Here is an 18,284-nt window from a genome sequence, read left to right on the forward strand (position 1 = left end):
GTCACGACAGCGTGAGCCGCCGCAGCGCCCCGTCGTCACCGACCCGGTAGAGGTCGAGCCGGTTGGCTCCGGCGGCGAACAGCCGGTCGTCGGCGAGCAGCGCCGCGAAGCGCCGTCCACCGGCGTCCGGCGGCAGCACGGGCACCACCGCGCCGACCGTCCCGTTGACCGCCACGGCGAGCCGGGTGCCGTCGGGTACGCCGTCCGGCACGGTGCCCCAGACCAGCGCCGGCAGCCCGCCACCGGCCGGGTCGACCGCGTCGAACGCGGCCCGGTTCGCCACCGTGGCGGACCCGCCCGCCGGCGCATCGGCGACCCGGGTGCCGACGAGCGGGTCGACCGGAACCGATGGGAGCGGGGCGGGCACGCCGCCGGTGATCGTGACCGGCTGGGCGGGGCGGTCGTAGAAGCGTTTGTCCGCCCGTTCGCGCGGGGCCGCCTTCGCCGACCGGCCCTCCATCCGCCAGGGCACCTTCATGTGCGTCTCGTCGGCGATCGTGGGCAGCAGGTCGACGTGCTCCCAGTTGCGGTCGTCCACCCGTCCGGCGCGCTGGCCGGGCTCCTTGACGAACATCGGCACCCAGGCCACCTCGTTCGCGGCATGGTTGATGGCGTCCATCCCCCGGCCCTGCCAGTCGCGGCGGAAGCTCACCCCGTGGTCGGCGGTGACCACCACCAGCGCCTGGTCGTAGAGGCCGGTGGCGCGCAGCGTCCGCAGCGTCTCGCCGATCAGCCGGTCGGTGTAGCCGAGCTGGGCCAGGTGCCGGGCGCGGGCCAGGTCGACCCAGCCGGCGCCGTCGCTGGGCAGGTCCTCCGGCGCCGCGTAGTGCGCCCCGGACGGCAGGTACGCCCACGGCGAGTGCGGCATCAGCAGGTGCAGGAAGTGCAGCGTGGGCCGGGTGTCGGGGCGCAGCCCGGCCAGGAACGAGGTGAACCGGGCCGGCTGGTTGTCGTCCAGGGTGTCCCAGCGGAACTTCGGGTCGTCCGGCACCGGCTCGGCGGCGTCCAGCCCGGCCTCGGCGGCGGTCCGCTCGCGGTAGGAGTCCTCCGGGTCGATCCGGCTGTCCACCGGCGCGGCGATCCGGCCGAGCAGCCTGCCGCTCTCCCGGACCAGCACGCCGAGCCCCTGTTCCGGGGTGGTCGCCTGCTCGCAGCGGCTCGGCGGGCAGAGCCGGGTGATGCTCTCCTCGGCCTTGATCCGGTAGAGGCCGCCGAGCGCGGTGAACAGGTTGTCCGGGTACTGCGAGTAGTGCGGCGCCGCCCCCCGCTCCGGGTAGCGCCCGGTGAGCATCGCGGGCAGCGCGTAGGGCGTCCAGCCGCTGACGCCCGTCGCGTTGCGGTACCAGGTCGACCCGCCGGCCAGCGCCGCGAAGTTCGGGTAGCGGTCGGCGTCGATCCGGCCGTCCGGGCCGAGCAGGGAGACCAGCGGCAGCTCGTCCAGCACGATCATGACCACCGGCGGGTGCGCGCCCGCGCCGGCCACCCCGGCGGCGCCGCCCTCACCGCGCGGCAGCACCACCGCCGAGGCCGGCGAGGCGAACAGGAACAACCCGACGAACACCAGCGGCCCGGCGGCGGCCACCCGCAGCACCCGCCGGGGCGCCCGCCACCGCCGGTGCGCGGCCGCCCCCGCGGCTCCGGCCACACCGGCGACGACCAGCAGGGGTACGCCCCGAAGCGGCGTGACGTGCCGGCCGACCTGGACCGCCAGCGCGGCGAGCAGCAGGCCCACGATCGCGGTGTGCACGGCGGCCCGGGTGAGGCGTCCGGCGGGCAACGCGAGCGCGCCCAGGAGCGCGAACAGCACCGTCGGCGTGAGCGCGATCAGGGCGACCAGCAGCAACACGTCGGCCCGGGAGGCGCGGTGGAACAGGAAGAAGTCGGGGCTGCGGCCGAGCACGTCGAGCAGCGGCTGGGTGACCACGAGCCCGGCCAGCGCGGCCACCTCGGCCAGCCGGGCCGCCTCGGCCCGCCACCAGGGCCGGCGCTCCCGCCGGTCCGGGCCGGCCGCGCGGTTCCGGGGTGATGCGAGGGTGTCCTCAGCCACCCACCACCACCTGGTAGAGCGTGCGGGTGCCGGACGGCAGCTCGGTCCGGGCGACGACCCGGCCCCGGCGGGCCAGCAGCGCCTCGAACGCGTCCCGCCGGTAGTCCGGGAACAGGCCGTCCGGCTTGTTCGCCAGTAGCCGGCCGGCCATCGGGTCGTCCGGGTGGACGAACTCCACCACCAGGCTGCCGCCGGTGGCGGTGAGCGCAGTGAGCTGGTCGAGCACCTCGGGCAGCGGGACGTTGCGCCCGATCGCCAGGTGGTGCACCACGGCCAGGGCCAGGACGCTGTCGGCGCGGGCCCGGTCGGCGAACGCGGCCCGCTCGACGCCGCGCCAGCCGCCGCCGGGCGACGGGTCGGCCAGGTCCATCACCAGCGGCAGGATCCGTGTCTCGCCCTCGTCGCGCAGCGCGCGGTAGAGCGTGTCGACCACTGCCGGGTCCTGCTCGACGGCGACGACGTGCGCGGCGTGCCGGGCGGCGATGCGGGCGTACCGGCCGTCGTTGGCGCCCAGGTCCAGCGCCGAGCCTCCTCCGGTGGCGGCCACCGCCCGGTCGACGAACTCCTCCTTGGCCTGCCGGTCCGGCACCGAGTACGCGCAGGTGCGCTGGTAGTCCGACCAGTGGCTGTCGCCGGGCCGGTGGTCGAGCCGGCGGACCAGTTTCGCCAGCCCGCGTACCGTGGCCAGCGCCAGCTCGCGGGAGAACCCGGCGGCGCGCAACTGGGCGCGGACGTCGGTGGTGCTCGCGGCGGAGTTGCGGGCCTGCATGGCGCCGTGCAGGTGCACGTGGGTGGGCACGCCGGCCCGCCAGCGCCGGGTGCCGCCGAACAGCCGGCGCATCTGGTCCGGCTCGACGCCGTCGACGCGGGCGCGCAGGAACGGCTGGAAGTCCAGCCCGAGGTGGGCCTGGACCAGCAGCGGGTAGAGCAGCGTCTGGCAGAACTGCCGGTAGCCGGCCCAGGGTTCGCCGTCGCGCAGCGCCTCGAACGAGCCGACGTCGATGAAGACCGGCCGGGCGCCGCGCCACTGCACGTTGTAGGCCGACCCGTCCTTCGTGGTGAAGCCGGCTTCCAGGGCGGCGCGCAGCACGTCGAGGTGCAGCAGCGCGGCGTCGCGCAGCATCGCGTACGACCACTCGTAGGGGTGCGAGACGAACGGGATCCGCTCGTGCCGCAGCACCGCGGTCCAGGGCGCGTCGACCGGGGTCGGGGTCAGCTCCTCGGTGCCGACGATCTGCCCCCGGGAGGTGGCCTGCCGGAAGAAGTCGGTGACCGACAGCGCGCGCCAGTCACGGGCGGAGCGCTCGTCGAGCCCGCGCAGCACCTCCTCACCCCGGTGGAACACCCGGTTGCCGGGGTCGCGGAAGGAGCCGGGTTCGACGCGGACGCCGGTGTCGGGGATCGTCACGCCGCCGGGCCCTGGTCGGTGGGCTGGCGCCGGAACCGGGACACCAGGCGGCGCCAGTAGAGCTTGGCGGCCACGGCCACCCCGGCCACCCCGCCGACCACCGCCTGCACGATGAGACTGCCGGATCCCGCGTCCAGGTAGGCCAGATGCGTCACGGCTGCATTTCCTTCCGTCGCCGGGTCATCGGAGCACGCCCGGAATGCGAGCTTCGTTGCTCGGCGCCGGACTTGTCCCCCACCGTAACGTCTCGGTGACCGGGCGCGCGGCCACACCGGCCACTCGTCCCCCGTCCGATCCGTTCAAGACGGGCCGGGCCGGTCACGCCTACCGTGGCCGGCATGACACCGCAGTTCGATCTGGTCGGGGCCGTGGTCACCGACATGGCCCGCACGCTCGACTTCTACCGGCGGCTGGGGCTGCCGATCCCGGCCGGCGCCGAGACGCAGCCGCACGTGGAGGTCACCCTGCCGAACGGAGTACGGCTGGCCTGGGACACGGTCGAGACGATCCGCAGCTTCCACCCCGGCTTCGACCCGTCCGGCGGCAACACCCGGATGAGCCTGGCCTTCCGGTGCGCCGACGCGGCCGAGGTGGACCGCTGGTACGCCGAGCTGACCGGCGCCGGGTACCACGGTGAACTGCCGCCGTGGGACGCGTTCTGGGGCCAGCGGTACGCGGTCCTGCACGATCCGGACGGCAACGGCGTGGACCTGTTCGCCCCGCTGCCCACCGGCGACTGACCGGCGGTCAGTCGCGACCGAGCAGCCGGGTCGGCGGCACCCCGGCCAGCTCCCGTACCTCGCGGGTCAGGTGGGCCTGGTCGGCGTACCCGCTGCGCACCGCCACCTCGGCGAGCGGCGCGCCGGTGCGGGCCAGGTCCAGCGCGCGGCGCATCCGCAGGATGCGGGCCAGCGTCTTCGGGCCGTACCCGAACAGGGCCCGGCTGCGCCGGTGCAGAGCGCGCTCGCCCAGGCCGACCTCGGCGGCGGTCGCGGCGACGGTGGCCCCGGCGGCCAGGCGGGCGGCGACCCGCGCGCCGAGCGGGTCGGGGCCGCCGGCCGCGCGCAGCCGGTCGCGGGCGACCCGGGTGAGCACCGCGGCGGCGGTCCCGGTGCCCGGCGCGTCAAGCGCCGTCTCGACCCGCTCGGTCACCTCGGCGGCGGCGCGGCCCCACAGGTCGGCCAGCGGTACGCGGCGGTCCCGCAGCTCCTCGGCGGGCACCCCGAACACGGCCGGGCCGGTCCCCGGCGGCAGGCGCAGCCCGATCCACCGGTCCCCCGGCGCGGATCGCGACAGGTGTGCGGTGCGGTCCGGGCCGGCGACCAGCAGCCCGGACCGGCTGGACCAGAGCAGGTCCAGGCACCCGTCCGGCAGCACGCGGGTCTCGCCCCCACCGGAGAAGCTGCTCCACAGCACCCCGCCGGGAATCCCCGCCACTGCCCGCTCCCGGTACACACCCCCAACCCTGCCACCTCCCCGTCGATCATGAAGTTCACGGCACCGGCGCCCGGCGTGTCGCGCCGCCAACCTCATGATCGACCGTGGAGGTGGGGGGTCAGGGGCGGTGGTGCATGGCCAGGCGGAGCAGGAGGAAACGCAGGGCCGTCGCGGCCAGGTTGGCCGCGACCAGGACGGTCAGCTCCAAGCCGCGGTTCGGGGCGGTGGTGGCGTGCAGCACGGCCAGGGAGCCGCTGGTCAGGGCAAGGCCGAGCGCGAACGCGAGCAGCCCCTGGAGGTGGTGGCGCCCGGCGTGCCGGCGCCCGGTGACCCCGAACGTGAGCCGCCGGTTGGCCGCCGTGTTGGCCACCGCGGTGAGCAGCAGCGCCAGCAGATTCGCCGGCTGCGCCCCGAGCGGGCCGCGGGCCAGCAGGAACAACAGCAGGTACGCGAGTGTGCTCGCCACGCCCACCGCGGCGAACCGGGCGAGCTGGCGGGGCAACCCGAACGGCACCTGCGCCGGCGGTGCCGGCAACGGCCCACGGCCGAGCTGGGCGCGCAACTGCGCCAGCGGCAGCGCCCCGGTCACCAGCGCACGGCCCAGCCGGCCGATGCCCCGCAGATCGGCGAGCGCGGTGGCGACGATGTCGACGCGGCTGTCCGGGTCGTCCACCCAGTCCACCGGCACCTCGTGGATGCGCAGCCCGGCCCGCTGCGCCAGGACCAGCAGCTCGGTGTCGAAGAACCAGCCGGTGTCGCGTACCAGCGGCAGCAGCTCGGCCGCCACGTCGGCGCGGATCGCCTTGAACCCGCACTGGGCGTCGGAGAAACGCGCCGCGAGCGCGCCGCGCAGCAGCAGGTTGTAGCCCCGCGAGATGACCTCCCGCTTGGCACCCCGGACCACCCGGCTGGTCCGCGCCAGCCGGGTGCCGATGGCCAGGTCCGAGTGCCCGGAGATGAGCGGCGCGACCAGCGGCAGCAGCGCGGCCAGGTCGGTGGACAGGTCCACGTCCATGTACGCGAGCACCGGCGCCGGCGAGGCCGACCAGGCGGCGCGCAGCGCCCGCCCGCGTCCCTTCTCGTCCAGGCGCAGCACCCCCACCTCGGGCAGCTCGTCGGCGAGCGCCCGCGCCACCGCCGGGGTGCCGTCCACGCTGGCGTTGTCGGCCACCGTGATCCGGAACGGGTACGGGAAGTGCGCGGTCAGGTGCGCGTGCAGCCGCCGGACGCAGGGGCCCAGGTCGGCCTCCTCGTTGTACACCGGAACCACCACGTCGAGCACCGCGCTGTCGGCGGCGGGCCGGGCCTGCACGGCGGCCCGCGGCGCGTACGTACCAGTCATGGCTCAGCCCTGCTTTCCGCTGCTCAGGTCGTACACGGTCACGCCGTCGACGGTGGTCGCGGTGAAGGTCTCGGCGACCCAGGCGGCGATCTCGGCCGAGGCGTTGCTGCCGCCGTTGGCCCGGAAACCGCCCCCGCCGAGGAAGTAGTGGATCCGCCCGTCGGCGACGTACCGCTGGAACTGGGCGAGCGTCGGCGACGGGTCACTGCCGTTGAAGCCGCCGATCGGCATGACCGGCCGGCCGGTGGCCAGCTGGTAACCGGAGGCGTTGTTCGAGCCGACCGTGGCGGCGACCCAGGTGTAGTCGCCGGCGTCGGCGGTGAGCAGCGCGGTCATCGCGGCGCTCGGCTCGCGGGCGTCGAGCAGCCCGCCCATGCCGCCACCGCGCTGTCCCCGGCCGTCCCAGCCCGGGCCACCCTCCGGACCGGCGCTGCCGGTGCCGTCGCCGCCGTCCTGCCCGGTACCGCCGTCCTGCCCGGTACCGCCGTCCTGCCCGGTACCGCCGGGTGCGCCCGGAGCCTGGCCACCGCCCGGGAAGCCGGGGAATCCACCGGCGTTCGCCCCGCCGTCCTGGCCGGTGCCGAACGGTCCGGTGCCGTTCGGGCCGCCCGGGAAGCCCGGGAACTGCCCGTTCGCGCCCCCGGGAGCACCGGGGAACTGTCCGTTCGCACCGCCCGGCATCCGGCCGCCCGGTCCACCGGGGCCGCCGAAGCCACCCGCTCCGGCCGGCCCGGCGCTCGGGATCGCGCCGGAGTGCGGTGTGGCAGCGGTCTGGATCGCGTACGCGGCCGGCCCGGCCAGCGCCACCCCGACACCGGCGACCGCCAGCACCGGGACGACCCACCGCACAACCCGCCCGGCAAACCCGGCCCTCTGCCCCGCCGTCGCCCCCACCTCGGGGTTGATCAAGGAGTTTGCGTCACCCTGAACGCCGTTTCCGGACACGAACCCCTTGATCACCGGGGAGGGCGGGGAGGACTGAGAGGGCGGAACGGGCCGGTGGGGACGGGTGAGGAAGGCCGCGGCGGCCAGGAGGGCGGCGGTGGTCAGGCCCAGGGCCAGCACTGTGACGCGGAGCCAGGGGTGCCAGTCGGGAGTGCGGCCGAGCAGGTGCCAGGACCACCAGGCGGTGACCGCCAGGGTGCCGGCCAGGACCAGCGTGGCGATGAACCGGCGCCACCGGCCCGGCGCTGAGCGGGCCCGCCACAGCAGGGTGGTCCCGATGCCGACCAGCGCGCCGACGGCCGGGGCCAGGGCGACCGTGTAGTACGCGTGGAAGATCCCGGACATGAAGCTGAAGATCAGACCGGTGACCAGCAGCCAGCCGCCCCACAACAGCAGACCGGCCCGGGTGCGGTCGGTACGCGGCGCCCGCCCGGCCAGCCACAGCCCCGCGACCAGCAGGATCAGCGCGGCCGGCAGCAGCCAGGAGATCTGCCCGCCGACCTCGGTGTCGAACATCCGCAGCAGCCCGGTCTGGCCGGAGCACGGCCCGCCGCCTCCCCCGCCGGGCCGTCCGCCACCGCCGCCGACGCTGCCCACCTCGTCGCCGGTGATGCGGCCCAGGCCGTTGTAGCCGAGGGTCAGCTCCAGGATGCTGTTGTTCTGCGAGCCGCCGATGTACGGGCGGGCGCTCGCCGGCACCAGCTCGACGATCGCCACCCACCAGCCGGCGGAGACGACCACGGCGAGCCCGGCCAGCAGGAGCCGGCGGATCCGCCGTCCGAGGCCGGTCGGCGCGGCCAGCAGGTAGACCCCGGCGAAGACCGGGATCACCAGGAACGCCTGGAGCATCTTGGTGAGGAAGCCGAAGCCGACGAGCGCCCCGGTCAGCACGATCCACCGGGTGCTCGCCGTCTCGACCGCGCGCACCGTCGCGTACGCGGCGGCGACGAGCAGGAACACCAGCAGCGCGTCCGGGTTGTTGAACCGGAACATCAGCGTCGCCACCGGGGTGAGCGCGAGCACCGCACCGGCGAGCAGGCCGGCGGCCGGGCCGTACCAGCGGCGGACCGACGCGTACAGCACGCCGACCGAGGCGACGCCGAGCAGCGCCTGCGGCACCAGGATCGACCAGCCGCTCAGACCGAAGATCCGCACGGAGAGCGCCATCAGCCACAGCGACGCCGGGGTCTTGTCCACGGTGATCGAGTTGGCCGCGTCCGAGGAGCCGTAGAAGAACGCCGTCCAGCTCTGCGACCCGGCCTGCACGGCGGCCGAGTAGAACGCGTTGGCCCAGCCGGAGGCGCCCAGTCCCCACAGGTAGAGCAGCGCGGTCACGGCCAGCAGGCCGAGCAGGGCCGGCCGGGCCCAGCGCGGATCGGAGCCGGTGCGGGTCTCCAGGGGTACGGGCACGGCGCCGGGTGGTCCGGCCGGCGGGGCGGCCGGCAGCGTCTCGATTCTGTCCATGCCGGCAAGCCTCGGCGGGCCCGCTGGCCCGCTCCCGTGAGCGGCCTATGCGTCGGCTGTGGATCCCGGCAGCCAGACCGTGAACGCGGTGTGGCCGGGCCGGCTGACCACGTCGACCCGCCCGTGGTGCGCCTCCACCACGGCGGCGACGATGGCCAGCCCCAGGCCGGTGCTGCCCTGGGCCCGGGAACGGGAACTGTCGCCGCGCGCGAACCGCTCGAAGACCTCCGGCTGCAACTGCTCCGGGATGCCCGGCCCGTCGTCGGTGACGCGCAGCTCGACGCCGCCGGGCGCGGGCGCGAGCCGGACGGTGACAGTGGTGCCGGCCGGGGTGTGCACCCGCGCGTTCGCCAGCAGGTTCGCCAGCACCTGGTGCAGCCGGTGGGTGTCGCCGGTGACGGTGAGCGGCTCGTCCGGCAGGTCGAGTTGCCAGCGGTGGCCGGGCCCGGCGACGTGCGCGTCGCTGACCGCGTTCACCGCCATGGCGGTCAGGTCGACCCGCTCGGCGGCGAGCGGGCGGCCGGAGTCCAGCCGGGCCAGCAGCAGCAGGTCGTCGACGAGGCTCGTCATCCGGGTGCTCTCCGACTCGACGCGGCGCAGCGCGTGCGCCACGTCGGGCGGCACCTCCTGGCGGCCCCGGCGGGCCACCTCGGCGTACCCGCGGATGGCGGCCAGCGGGGTGCGCAGCTCGTGGCTGGCGTCGGCGACGAACTGGCGTACCCGGGTCTCGCTGGCCTGCCGGGCGGCGAGCGCGGCGGCGACGTGGCCGAGCATCCGGTTGAGCGCGCCGCCGACCTGCCCGACCTCGGTGCGGGGGTCGGTGTCGGCGGCCGGTACCCGCACGGACAGGGCGACCTCGCCGCGGTCCAGCGGCAGTTCGGTGACCCGGGCGGCGGTGGCGGCGACGCGGTTGAGCGGCCGCAGCGTGACCCGGACGATGAGCGTGCCGAGGGCGCCGGCGATGACCAGACCGGCGCCGATCACCCCGGCCTGCGCGACGAGCATCCACATGACGGTGTCGCCGACCTGGGCCAGCGGGATCGCGAGGACCAGCACGTCGCCGTCTCCGCGCGGCGACGGCAGCGCAATGGCGCGGTAGTCTCCCCGGTCGCCGACGACGACGGTGTGCGGGCGGTCGCCGACGGGTACGCGGGCCAGCGCGGTCAGGTCGGCGGCGGGCACCTCCTCGCTGCCGCCGCTCTCGGACCGGACCCGGCCGACGGGTTCGGCGGTGGCGGGCACCCGGACCGCGATCGAGCCCGGCGGGAAGCCGCCCGGGGGGTCCGGCGCCACCTCGTCGGAGTCCGGCGGGGTGGGCAGCTGGTCCGGGCGCGGCGGGTCGATGCCGCGGCGGGCCCAGCGTTCGAAGTCGGCGGGCCGCCGGTCGCCGAAGGTGAGCTGGTTGTCGATCTGGTCGATCAGGAAGTGCCGCAGCGCGACGGTGGTCAGGCCGCCGATGCCGACACTGACCAGCGCGAGCAGCGCCACCACGGAGAGCACCAGCCGGCGGCGCAGCGACCAGCCGGCCAGGCGGCGGCGCAGCCGGCCGCGCCCGTCACTCGGCGGGCTTGAGGACATAGCCCGCCCCGCGCAGGGTGTGGATCATGGGCGCGCGGCCCGCGTCGATCTTCTTGCGCAGGTACGAGATGTACAGCTCGACGACGTTGGCCTGGCCGCCGAAGTCGTAGTTCCACACCCGGTCGAGGATCTGCGCCTTGCTGAGCACGCGGCGCGGGTTGCGCATGAGGTAGCGCAGCAGCTCGAACTCGGTGGCGGTGAGCGTGATCAGGTCGTCGCCGCGGCGTACCTCGTGGCTGTCCTCGTCGAGGGTGAGGTCGCCGACGGTGAGCACCGCCTCCTGGCGGGCGGCGACCGCGAAGCCGGAGCGGCGCAGCAGCGCGCGCAGCCGGGCGATCACCTCCTCCAGGCTGAACGGCTTGGTGACGTAGTCGTCGCCGCCGACGGTGAGCCCGGCGACGCGTTCCTCCACCGCGTCGCGGGCGGTGAGGAACAGCACCGGCACGCTCGGGGACTGCTCGCGCAGGCGGCGCAGCACCTGGAAGCCGTCCAGGTCGGGCAGCATCACGTCGAGCACCACGGCGTCCGGGCGGAACTGGCGGGCGGTGGTGACCGCCGCCATGCCGCTGCCGGCGGTGGCGACCTGCCAGCCCTCGTACCGCAGGGCCATCGAGAGCAGGTCGGTGAGTGTCGGCTCGTCGTCGACGACGAGCACCCGCACCGGTTCGCCGTCCGGTCGGCGCAGCTCGATGCGACCCTGCGCGGACTGCGCGTTCATGACCATGCCCCCATCGTGGGCGGACCCGCTGTCGGCGGGCTGTCCCGATCCTGTGTACCAGCTGTGCGCGCCGTACGGTGACGATCCGGGCAGGTCCGGCCGGGTCTTCCGCACCCGGGCTACCCGGTGGTAACTTCCCGGCATGTCCATCGATGGTCGTGTTTCCGGCCGGTTGGCTGGCAAGGTGGTGCTGGTGACCGGCGCGGCCCGGGGCATCGGCGAGCACACCGCCCGCCTCGCGGCGGCCCGCGGCGCCCGGCTGTCCCTCGTCGGGCTGGAACCCGACCGGCTCGCCGCGCTCGCCGCCGAGCTGGGCCCGGGGCACGCCTGGTTCGCCGCCGACGTCACCGACCAGGACGCCCTCGCCGCGGCGGTGGACGGGACACTGACGGCGCTGGGCGGAATCGACGCGGTGGTGGCGAACGCCGGCGTGGCCAACCGCGGCACGATCGCCGTCGGCGACGTCGAGGCGCTGGTGCGTACCGTCGAGGTCAACCTGATCGGGGTGATGCGCACCGCGGCGGCGACCGTGCCCGCGCTCGTCGACCGGGGTGGCTACCTGCTGATCGTCTCCTCGGCCGCGGCGTTCGCCGCACTGCCCGGCATGGCCGCCTACTGCGCCTCCAAGGCGGGCGTCGAACAGTTCGGCAACGCGGTCCGGCTGGAGCTGGCGCACCGGGGCGTGGCCGTGGGCACCGCCCATCCGTCGTGGGTGGACACCGACCTGGTCCGCGAGGCGCGCGCCGACCTGCCGGCCTTCGAGACGGCGCTGGCGAAGCTGCCCTGGCCGCTGCGGCGCACCACCACGGTGACCGAGTGCGCCGAGGCGTTCGTCCGGGCGATCGAGCGCCGTAGCCGCCGGGTGTACGTTCCACGCGCCGTGGCCGGCGTGCAGGCGATGCGGTCGGTGCTGGTCAGCCCGCTGGCCGACCGGCTGGTGGGCCGGACCGCCCGGGCCACCGTGCCGCTGATCGAGGAGCAGTCCCGGGCGCTGGGCCGGGGCTTCGGCGCCAGCACGCCGCAGGGGCGGCCGTGACCACGGCGGTGGAGGTCGTCTACGAGCGGCGGGGCGCCGGGCCCGCGCTGGTGCTGCTGCACGGCATCGGTCACCACTGGGCCGCCTGGCGTCCGGTGCTGGACCGCCTCGCCGAGGCGCACGACGTGATCGCTGTCGACCTGCCGGGCTTCGGCCGCTCCCCGGTGCCCGCCGCCGGGCTGCCCGCCGACATGCCCGGGCTGGCCGCGGCCGTGCTCGAACTGTTCGGCGCGTTCGGGCTGGAACGCCCGCACGTCGCGGGCAACAGCCTCGGCGGCGCGATCGCGCTGGAACTGGCCGCGCTCGGCGCCGTCTCCTCGGCCACCGCGCTGTCGCCGGCCGGGTTCTGCACCGCGCGCGAGCTGCGCTGGGCGCTGACCGTGCTCTCCCTGCACCGCAACGCGGCCCGGCTGCCCGAACCGGTGCTGCGCCGCCTGTTCGCCGCGCCCGCGCTGCGGATGCTGGCGATGGGCATGATCCTGGCCCGGCCCAACCGGATGGCCCTCGACGACGCGCTCGCCGACGCCCGCGCGCTGCGCCAGGCACGGGCGTTCCGCGCCGTCGCCCGCGCCGGACGGGGGTACGCCTACGCGGGCGCGCCGACCGTGCCGGTGACCGTCGCGTGGGGTACGCGCGACCGGATCCTGCCGTACCGGCAGGCGGCGCTGGCGCGTACCCGGCTGCCCGGCGCCCGGCACCTGGACCTGCCCGGCTGCGGGCACGTGCCGATGCACGACGACCCGGAACTGGTCGCCTCGGTCATCCTCGGCACCACCGGCGTCCGGCCGGCCTGACGCCTCGCGTCCGGCCGCTCCGGGACGTCACTCGGTCGCGCCGAACGGGAACGTGTGCACGTACCGCATCGTCCAGCCACCGGGCGACGCGTGGTCGTCGCGCTCGTAGAGGTGTTCGGCCACCCCCTCGGCCGGTTCCTCCGGATGGCGCAGCACCCAGCGGGGCGGCGGCGCGCCGTCCGGCCCGGCGGGCAGCTCCCGGGTCAGCTCGTCGGCCGGCCCGCCGACGAACCGTACGCGCACCACGGCCACCGCTGCCCTCCGTCCGCCGACGCCCTCGCCGCGAAGCTACCCCGCCGCGGTGCGAACCCTCGGCGGTTTGCACAGCTCCGGGGCCGGGTAGCGGGACCGGAGGGCACCGGACGAGGCGAGGGAGTGGGCGATGAGGACGCTGGGCGGGCGGTACGAGCTCGAACAGCGGGCCGGCCTGGGTGGCATGTCGGAGGTGTGGCGCGCGCACGACCGCGTGCTGGACCGGACCGTCGCGGTGAAGCTCATCTCGCCCGCGCTGGACGGCGACGCCGGCTCGGTGGAACGGATCCGGGCCGAGGCGCGTTCGGCGGCGCGGCTGGTGCACCCGAACGTCGCGAGCGTCCACGACTTCGGCACCGCGACGCTGCCGGACGGGCGGCCGGTGCCGTACATCGTGATGGAGCTGGCCGAGGGCGAGACGCTCGCCGCGCACCTGCGCAACGGTCCCCTGGACTGGCGGATCGCGGTGCGCGTCTGCGCCGAGGTGTGCGCCGCGCTCGCCGCCGCGCACGCGCACGGCATCGTGCACCGGGACGTGAAGCCCGCGAACGTGATCCTCACCCCGTGCGGGGTGAAGGTGCTCGACTTCGGCATCGCCACCCCGGCCGGCGCGACCGACCACACACCGGACGGCGTCGTGGTGGGCACCCCGGCCTACCTGGCGCCGGAACAGCTCGACCGGCAGCCCGCCACCCCGGCCGCCGACATGTACGCCCTCGGCGTGCTGCTGTACTACTGCCTCACCGGCGCTCTGCCGTACGAGGCCGGCAGCACCACGCAGCTGCTCGGGTCGCGCCGCCGCCGCCCGCCCCGCCCGCTGCCCGAGGTTCCCGGCCTGCCAGGCGAGGTGGCCGAGCTGTGCCGGCGCTGCCTCGACGCCGACCCGTGCGCCCGGCCGACCAGTCCGATGGCCGCGCTGCTGCTGGCCGAGGCCGTGGACGCCCGGGTCTACGTGCCGATGACCGCGATGCCGCCCCGGCAGCGCGCGCCGCAGGTGTCGCCGTGGACCAGCCGGGCCGCCGCCGAGGCCACCGAGGCGATGGCCGTCGACGCCGCGCCGAGCGGCCGGGTCGGCTGAACGCTCCTACTACCTGACCGGGCGCGGTTTCGCCACTCGGGGTCCGGGAACGCGGCCCGGTGAGTGAGGGAGGAACGCGATGCCGGATCCGAGTTCCTGGCTGGCCGAGACGGCCACGGCGACCGCGGCGGGCGGTCACGTACGCACCGACGACGGCGGGCTCTCCTCCGCCCTGGCGTCCCCGCTGGCGCCGCACTGCACCGGCCTGACGCCGGAGCAGCTCCTGGCCGCGGCGTTCGCCTCCTGCCTGCACCACGCGGCGGTGGAGGCGGCCGGGGAGATCACCGACGAGGCGCACACCGTGCAGGTGACCGCCGAGGCGAAGCTGGGCCGCGACGTCGACGGCCGTTACCGGGCCGACGTGCACGCCGAGATCTCCTCGGCGGGACTGACCCGGGACCAGCTGGCCGACCTGGTCGCGTTCGCCGACCGGCTCTGGCCGTTCTCCAGCGACGACCCGAGCCGGCACCGGCTCACCGTGACCCCGGCGGAGAACGGCCGGCACTGAGCCGTCACCAGCGGAAACCGGCGGTCACCGCCCGGTGGTCGCTGTCCGGGGTGCGCAGCACTCCGGCGGTGGTCGGCGTCAGTCCCCGGTAGAGGACGTGGTCCGGGCGGGTGACCGGTAGCTCCGCCGGCCAGGTGAAGCCGAATCCCTGCCCGGCCTCGGCCTGCGCGTCACCGAGCAGCCGGGTCAGCGGGTCGAAGACCCGGTCGGTGGTGGCGGTGTTCAGGTCGCCGAGCACCACCAGCCGGTCGGCGGGGTCGGCGCGCACGGCGCCGGCGAGCGCGGCGACGGTCTGGTCCCGGGTGGCGGTGTGCCCGGCCCGCGCGGAGCCGAGGTGGACCACGTACACGGTCAGGTCGCCCCGGGGTGCGGCGACCACGGCCCGCAGCGCGCGGTCCCAGCCCAGCCCGGTGTCGACTCCGTGCGCCTCGCGGATCGGCCACCGGCTCCACAGCGCGACTGTCGACACCACCGCCCGGTGCGGGTAGCGCTCGGCCAGCACGGGCGCCACCCGGTCGCCGTCGGCGACCTCCTGGAGCCCGATCAGGTCCGGGGCGTCGCCGGTGAGCGCGCCGACGGTGGCGGCCGGGTCGGGGTTGCCCACGCGCAGGTTCTGGCTGACCACGCGGACCGCGGCGCCGTCCGCGCCCGCGGCCGGGGGCAGCCACGCGCGGCCGTAGAGCCCGGCCCAGACCACGGCCGGCAGCAGCACCGCCAGCAGCGCCGGCCGGGAGCGGCGCAGCAGCGCCGCGAGCGCGAGCAGCGGTACGGCGATCCCGAGCAGCGGGATGACGCTGTCCACCAGGCTGCCCAGGCCGTGGACGTTCGGCACCGCCCGGTGCCCGGCCAGCAGCAGCGCGAGCAGCACGGCGCAGACGATGAGGATCGTGCCGCGCCGGCTGCGGGGGCCGGGCGGGCGCTCGTCGACCATCCGCTCCGTCACCGTCGGAATCGTATCGAGCGCCCCGGTCGCCGCGCGGCGGCCTCGCCATGATCCACAGTCCCCGGCACCGGGAGCCGCCGGATCGCGAGCAGTCGATCCCGGCGGGTCGGCGGACCGCCGCCGGGCGAGGGCCGTCCGACCAGGGCACCCTCCGCCGAACGGAGGAGCCGGGTGTACGCCGCCGCCGGCTCGGCCGACGTCCGTTTCGCACTGCCGAAACCGACATAGGCTTTCTTCCGGGTACGCGAGGTTGGCGGTTTTCATGATCCGCCACCCCTAATGCCACCCGCGAATCCGGCAGATTGTGGCGCATGCCACCAATCACCCCGATGGCAAAGGGCCGGAAGCTTTCTAGCCTCGGCGGGTGCATCCCGACGACCCCGATCATCAGCCGTTGCCCGCCAACCGCCCGGTTCGCCGAACGATTGACCCGGCATCAGCCGAACGGAGGGTGGGACGTCACCGCGCCCCGGAACCGCCACGGCGCGGACCGGCCCGGTCCGTACCCGGCCGGATCGCGGTGGCCACCGGCGTCACCTGCTGCCTCGGCCTGATCGGCGTGGCAGGCGTCGGCGAGACCGGCCCGGCGCCCCTGGAGGTACGCGAGGCGGTCGCCGACCGGGCCGCCGCCGACCAGCGCGCCTCCCGCGACTTCACCCGGGTCGCGCCACCGGCCGCCGGGGCCCTGCCGCCACCGGCTCCCACGCCCAGCGCCACCCCGGCGACGAAGAAGCCGCCGCGCAAGCCGGTGCCGCCCAAGCGCCCCCGGCCGGTCGCCGGCCTGGACCAGCGGCAGATGGACAACGCCAAGGCCATCGTCGACGTGGGGCGCGAGATGAAGATGCCCCGCCGGGCCCTGGTCGTGGCCGTGGCCACCGCCATGCAGGAGAGCAACCTCTACAACCTGGCCAGCGACGTGCTGCCGGAGTCCTTCGACCACCCGCACCAGGGCAGCGGCTCCGACCACGACTCGGTCGGGCTGTTCCAGCAGCGCCCCAGCAGCGGCTGGGGCACCGTGGCCCAGCTCATGCGGCCGGCGTACGCGGCCCGGGCCTTCTACGCCGCGCTGCGCGAGGTGCCGGGCTGGGAGGACATGAGCGTCACCGCCGCCGCCCAGGCGGTGCAGGTGTCCGCCTACCCCGACGCGTACGCCCGGCACGAGAAGCGCGCCACGACGGTGGTGGCGGCGCTGGTCTGACCCGGCGCGGCTCAGGCGGCGCTGCGCCCGGCGCCACCGGGCCGAACGCCCGCCGCGGCGGTGGGCGTGTCCACAGCCACCCGCCCACCCCGTGCCCCGGCCAGGATCTCGTCGACCCGGGACTCCCGGCGCCGGCGCGCCAGCAGGGCCGCCTCGAACTCGCGGCGCGCCCGCACGGCCTCGGCGTACGCCTCCTCCCGCAACCGGCGGGCCTCCTCGCGCGCGGCCTCCAGCTCGGCGCGGGCCTGCGCCAGCAGCTCGGCGGCCTCCCGCTCGGCGGCCGACGGGCGGGACGCGCCTGACTCGACCGGGGCGGTACGGCGATGCAGGAAGTCGCACAGGTGCAGGGCGTCCGACCGGATCTGGTCCCACTCCCGGCCGGCCCCGGCGGCGCCCTCCGCTCGCGCCGCCAGCCGCCCCAGACGCAGGCTCAGCTCGTCCAGACAGGCATCGACCTGACGCCTGTCGTAGCCGGTCTCCACCACCGAGAACCTCATGCGTCGCCCCCCAGGCAGCCGGTGTGCGTCCCCACCTGCCGATCCTGCGGTTCCGGCGCTCCCGGGCGCGGCCGTTCCCGCAAAATGTTCAGGATGCGGTGGCCCGGACTTCCCGCCCCTACGGGTGCTTCGGGAGCACGACCACCCGTCCGAAGAACTCGTCGATCCGGCGCACCACGTCGTTGAAGTCGTCCAGGTCGATCGGCTTCGTCACGTACGCGTTGGCCTGCAACGTGTAGCTGCTGACCACGTCGGTGTCGGCGTTGGAGGTGGTCAGCACGACGATCGGGATGGTCCGCAGGCTCTCGTCACCCTTGACCTCGCCGAGCACCTGCCGGCCGTCCATCCGGGGCATGTTCAGGTCGAGCAGGATCACGTCCGGGCGCTGCGCCTCGGTGTGCCGGCCCTCGCGGCGGAGGAACTCCATCGCCTCCTGGCCGTCGGCGACCACGTCGATGACCTTGTCGACGTCCGAGTCGGCGAGCGCCTCCTCGATCATCAGGACGTCACCCGGGTCGTCGTCCACCACCAGGATGCGAACGGGGCTGGGGCTGGTCTGACCCATGGGTTTACCTGCTTCGCGGTGAGGAGGGCGTCCGGCCGCACGGCCGGCTGCTGGCGGGGAAATGTACCGGATCAGGAGGCGGCCGGCGCGGTCGGGCCCGCCGTGTCGCGGCCGAGGTGGAGCACCTCGGCCAGCCCGGTCACCTGGAGCACCCGGGCCACCCGGCCGGTCGCTCCGGTGAGCCGCAGCCATCCGCCGTCGGCGGCGACGAGATTGTCGCCCCGGACGAAGGCCGCGATGCCGGTGGAGTCGCAGAACGTCAGTTCGGTGAGGTCGAGCAGCAGCTCGCGGTGCCCCTCGGCGACCAGCCGGTCGATGACCGAGTTCAGCTCTCCGGCCGTGCCGAGGTCGAGCTCGCCGGCCAGCCGGAGGCAGGCACCGCCCCCGTCCCGCTGGGCGTACGTGACGGTGAACGTCACAGTGGCCCCTCTCACTCCCACCGCAGGCGAACCCTTGCAGTGGTGCAAGTATATG

Annotated in this window: 19 protein-coding genes; 6 read left to right on the forward strand and 13 right to left on the reverse strand. The window is 75.5% G+C overall.

Annotated elements, in window-relative coordinates; genetic code table 11:
* Position 1: 1 nt before the first annotated feature.
* From ABIH81_RS25435 to ABIH81_RS25445, 3 genes are read right to left on the reverse strand one after another with little or no spacing between them, the layout of a single operon-like run.
* Positions 2–2,047, reverse strand: coding sequence for a sulfatase-like hydrolase/transferase (locus tag ABIH81_RS25435; RefSeq protein ID WP_349877394.1), 2,046 nt, complete (start codon positions 2,045–2,047; stop codon positions 2–4).
* Positions 2,040–3,455 (reverse strand): methyltransferase domain-containing protein, encoded by a 1,416-nt coding sequence (locus ABIH81_RS25440; RefSeq protein ID WP_349877395.1) that lies wholly within the window; start codon positions 3,453–3,455, stop codon positions 2,040–2,042. The genes ABIH81_RS25435 and ABIH81_RS25440 overlap by 8 nt, the downstream gene beginning before the upstream one ends.
* Positions 3,452–3,610, reverse strand: a complete 159-nt coding sequence (locus ABIH81_RS25445; RefSeq protein ID WP_018787270.1) for a hypothetical protein — start codon at positions 3,608–3,610, stop codon at positions 3,452–3,454. Before ABIH81_RS25445 ends, ABIH81_RS25440 begins: the two co-directional genes overlap by 4 nt.
* 183 nt (positions 3,611–3,793) lie before the next feature.
* Here ABIH81_RS25445 and ABIH81_RS25450 point away from each other — a divergent pair, with 183 nt between their 5' ends.
* Positions 3,794–4,195: a VOC family protein gene (locus ABIH81_RS25450; protein ID WP_349877396.1), complete on the forward strand. Its 402-nt coding sequence runs from the start codon at positions 3,794–3,796 to the stop codon at positions 4,193–4,195.
* A 7-nt stretch (positions 4,196–4,202) separates the two neighbouring features.
* Here the strand turns inward: ABIH81_RS25450 and ABIH81_RS25455 are convergent, their stop codons facing one another.
* The 5 genes from ABIH81_RS25455 to ABIH81_RS25475 form a co-directional block, all read right to left on the reverse strand.
* Positions 4,203–4,892: a helix-turn-helix transcriptional regulator gene (locus ABIH81_RS25455; RefSeq protein WP_349877397.1), complete on the reverse strand. Its 690-nt coding sequence runs from the start codon at positions 4,890–4,892 to the stop codon at positions 4,203–4,205.
* 118 nt (positions 4,893–5,010) lie between these two features.
* Positions 5,011–6,234 (reverse strand): dolichyl-phosphate beta-glucosyltransferase, encoded by a 1,224-nt coding sequence (locus tag ABIH81_RS25460; protein WP_349877398.1) that lies wholly within the window; start codon positions 6,232–6,234, stop codon positions 5,011–5,013.
* A gap of 3 nt (positions 6,235–6,237) precedes the next feature.
* Positions 6,238–8,643 carry a glycosyltransferase family 39 protein gene (locus ABIH81_RS25465; protein WP_349877399.1) on the reverse strand — a complete coding sequence of 802 codons (2,406 nt, stop codon included), beginning with the start codon at positions 8,641–8,643 and terminating at the stop codon, positions 6,238–6,240.
* A gap of 45 nt (positions 8,644–8,688) precedes the next feature.
* Positions 8,689–10,221, reverse strand: coding sequence for an ATP-binding protein (locus tag ABIH81_RS25470; protein ID WP_349877400.1), 1,533 nt, complete (start codon positions 10,219–10,221; stop codon positions 8,689–8,691).
* The gene (locus tag ABIH81_RS25475; protein ID WP_135243922.1) at positions 10,199–10,939 is read right to left on the reverse strand and encodes a response regulator transcription factor; all 741 of its coding nucleotides are present in this window, start codon (positions 10,937–10,939) and stop codon (positions 10,199–10,201) included. Before ABIH81_RS25475 ends, ABIH81_RS25470 begins: the two co-directional genes overlap by 23 nt.
* Before the next feature lie 142 nt (positions 10,940–11,081).
* On the opposite strand from ABIH81_RS25475, the gene ABIH81_RS25480 reads away from it, so the two are divergent.
* Together ABIH81_RS25480 and ABIH81_RS25485 are read left to right on the forward strand one after the other, a co-directional pair.
* A complete protein-coding gene (locus ABIH81_RS25480; RefSeq protein WP_349877401.1) occupies positions 11,082–11,975 on the forward strand; it encodes an SDR family oxidoreductase in 894 nt (297 codons plus the stop codon).
* Positions 11,972–12,769, forward strand: a complete 798-nt coding sequence (locus ABIH81_RS25485) for an alpha/beta fold hydrolase (protein ID WP_349877402.1) — start codon at positions 11,972–11,974, stop codon at positions 12,767–12,769. The genes ABIH81_RS25480 and ABIH81_RS25485 overlap by 4 nt, the downstream gene beginning before the upstream one ends.
* A 27-nt stretch (positions 12,770–12,796) precedes the next feature.
* Here ABIH81_RS25485 and ABIH81_RS25490 read toward each other — a convergent pair whose 3' ends face one another.
* The gene (locus ABIH81_RS25490; protein ID WP_349877403.1) at positions 12,797–13,021 is read right to left on the reverse strand and encodes a hypothetical protein; all 225 of its coding nucleotides are present in this window, start codon (positions 13,019–13,021) and stop codon (positions 12,797–12,799) included.
* 130 nt (positions 13,022–13,151) lie between these two features.
* Here ABIH81_RS25490 and ABIH81_RS25495 point away from each other — a divergent pair, with 130 nt between their 5' ends.
* Together ABIH81_RS25495 and ABIH81_RS25500 are read left to right on the forward strand one after the other, a co-directional pair.
* Positions 13,152–14,099, forward strand: coding sequence for a serine/threonine-protein kinase (locus ABIH81_RS25495; RefSeq protein WP_349877404.1), 948 nt, complete (start codon positions 13,152–13,154; stop codon positions 14,097–14,099).
* A 79-nt stretch (positions 14,100–14,178) separates the two neighbouring features.
* Positions 14,179–14,607 carry an OsmC family protein gene (locus ABIH81_RS25500; protein ID WP_349877405.1) on the forward strand — a complete coding sequence of 143 codons (429 nt, stop codon included), beginning with the start codon at positions 14,179–14,181 and terminating at the stop codon, positions 14,605–14,607.
* A gap of 4 nt (positions 14,608–14,611) precedes the next feature.
* Here ABIH81_RS25500 and ABIH81_RS25505 read toward each other — a convergent pair whose 3' ends face one another.
* Positions 14,612–15,550 (reverse strand): endonuclease/exonuclease/phosphatase family protein, encoded by a 939-nt coding sequence (locus ABIH81_RS25505; protein ID WP_349877406.1) that lies wholly within the window; start codon positions 15,548–15,550, stop codon positions 14,612–14,614.
* A gap of 451 nt (positions 15,551–16,001) precedes the next feature.
* Between ABIH81_RS25505 and ABIH81_RS25510 the strand changes: the two genes are divergently transcribed.
* Entirely contained in the window at positions 16,002–16,748 is a 747-nt protein-coding gene (locus tag ABIH81_RS25510) for a hypothetical protein (RefSeq protein WP_349877407.1), read from the forward strand.
* An 11-nt stretch (positions 16,749–16,759) separates the two neighbouring features.
* Here the strand turns inward: ABIH81_RS25510 and ABIH81_RS25515 are convergent, their stop codons facing one another.
* The 3 genes from ABIH81_RS25515 to ABIH81_RS25525 all read right to left on the reverse strand — a co-directional run bounded on the left by ABIH81_RS25515 (position 16,760) and on the right by ABIH81_RS25525 (position 18,229).
* Positions 16,760–17,245 (reverse strand): ATPase, encoded by a 486-nt coding sequence (locus ABIH81_RS25515; protein WP_349877408.1) that lies wholly within the window; start codon positions 17,243–17,245, stop codon positions 16,760–16,762.
* A gap of 118 nt (positions 17,246–17,363) precedes the next feature.
* Entirely contained in the window at positions 17,364–17,810 is a 447-nt protein-coding gene (locus ABIH81_RS25520) for a response regulator (protein ID WP_013285990.1), read from the reverse strand.
* A gap of 71 nt (positions 17,811–17,881) precedes the next feature.
* Positions 17,882–18,229, reverse strand: coding sequence for an STAS domain-containing protein (locus ABIH81_RS25525; protein ID WP_349877409.1), 348 nt, complete (start codon positions 18,227–18,229; stop codon positions 17,882–17,884).
* Positions 18,230–18,284 lie beyond the last annotated feature (55 nt).

This window comes from Micromonospora sp. HUAS YX12, assembly GCF_040215685.1.
In the GTDB taxonomy this organism is placed as follows: Bacteria; Actinomycetota; Actinomycetes; order Mycobacteriales; family Micromonosporaceae; genus Micromonospora; species Micromonospora tulbaghiae.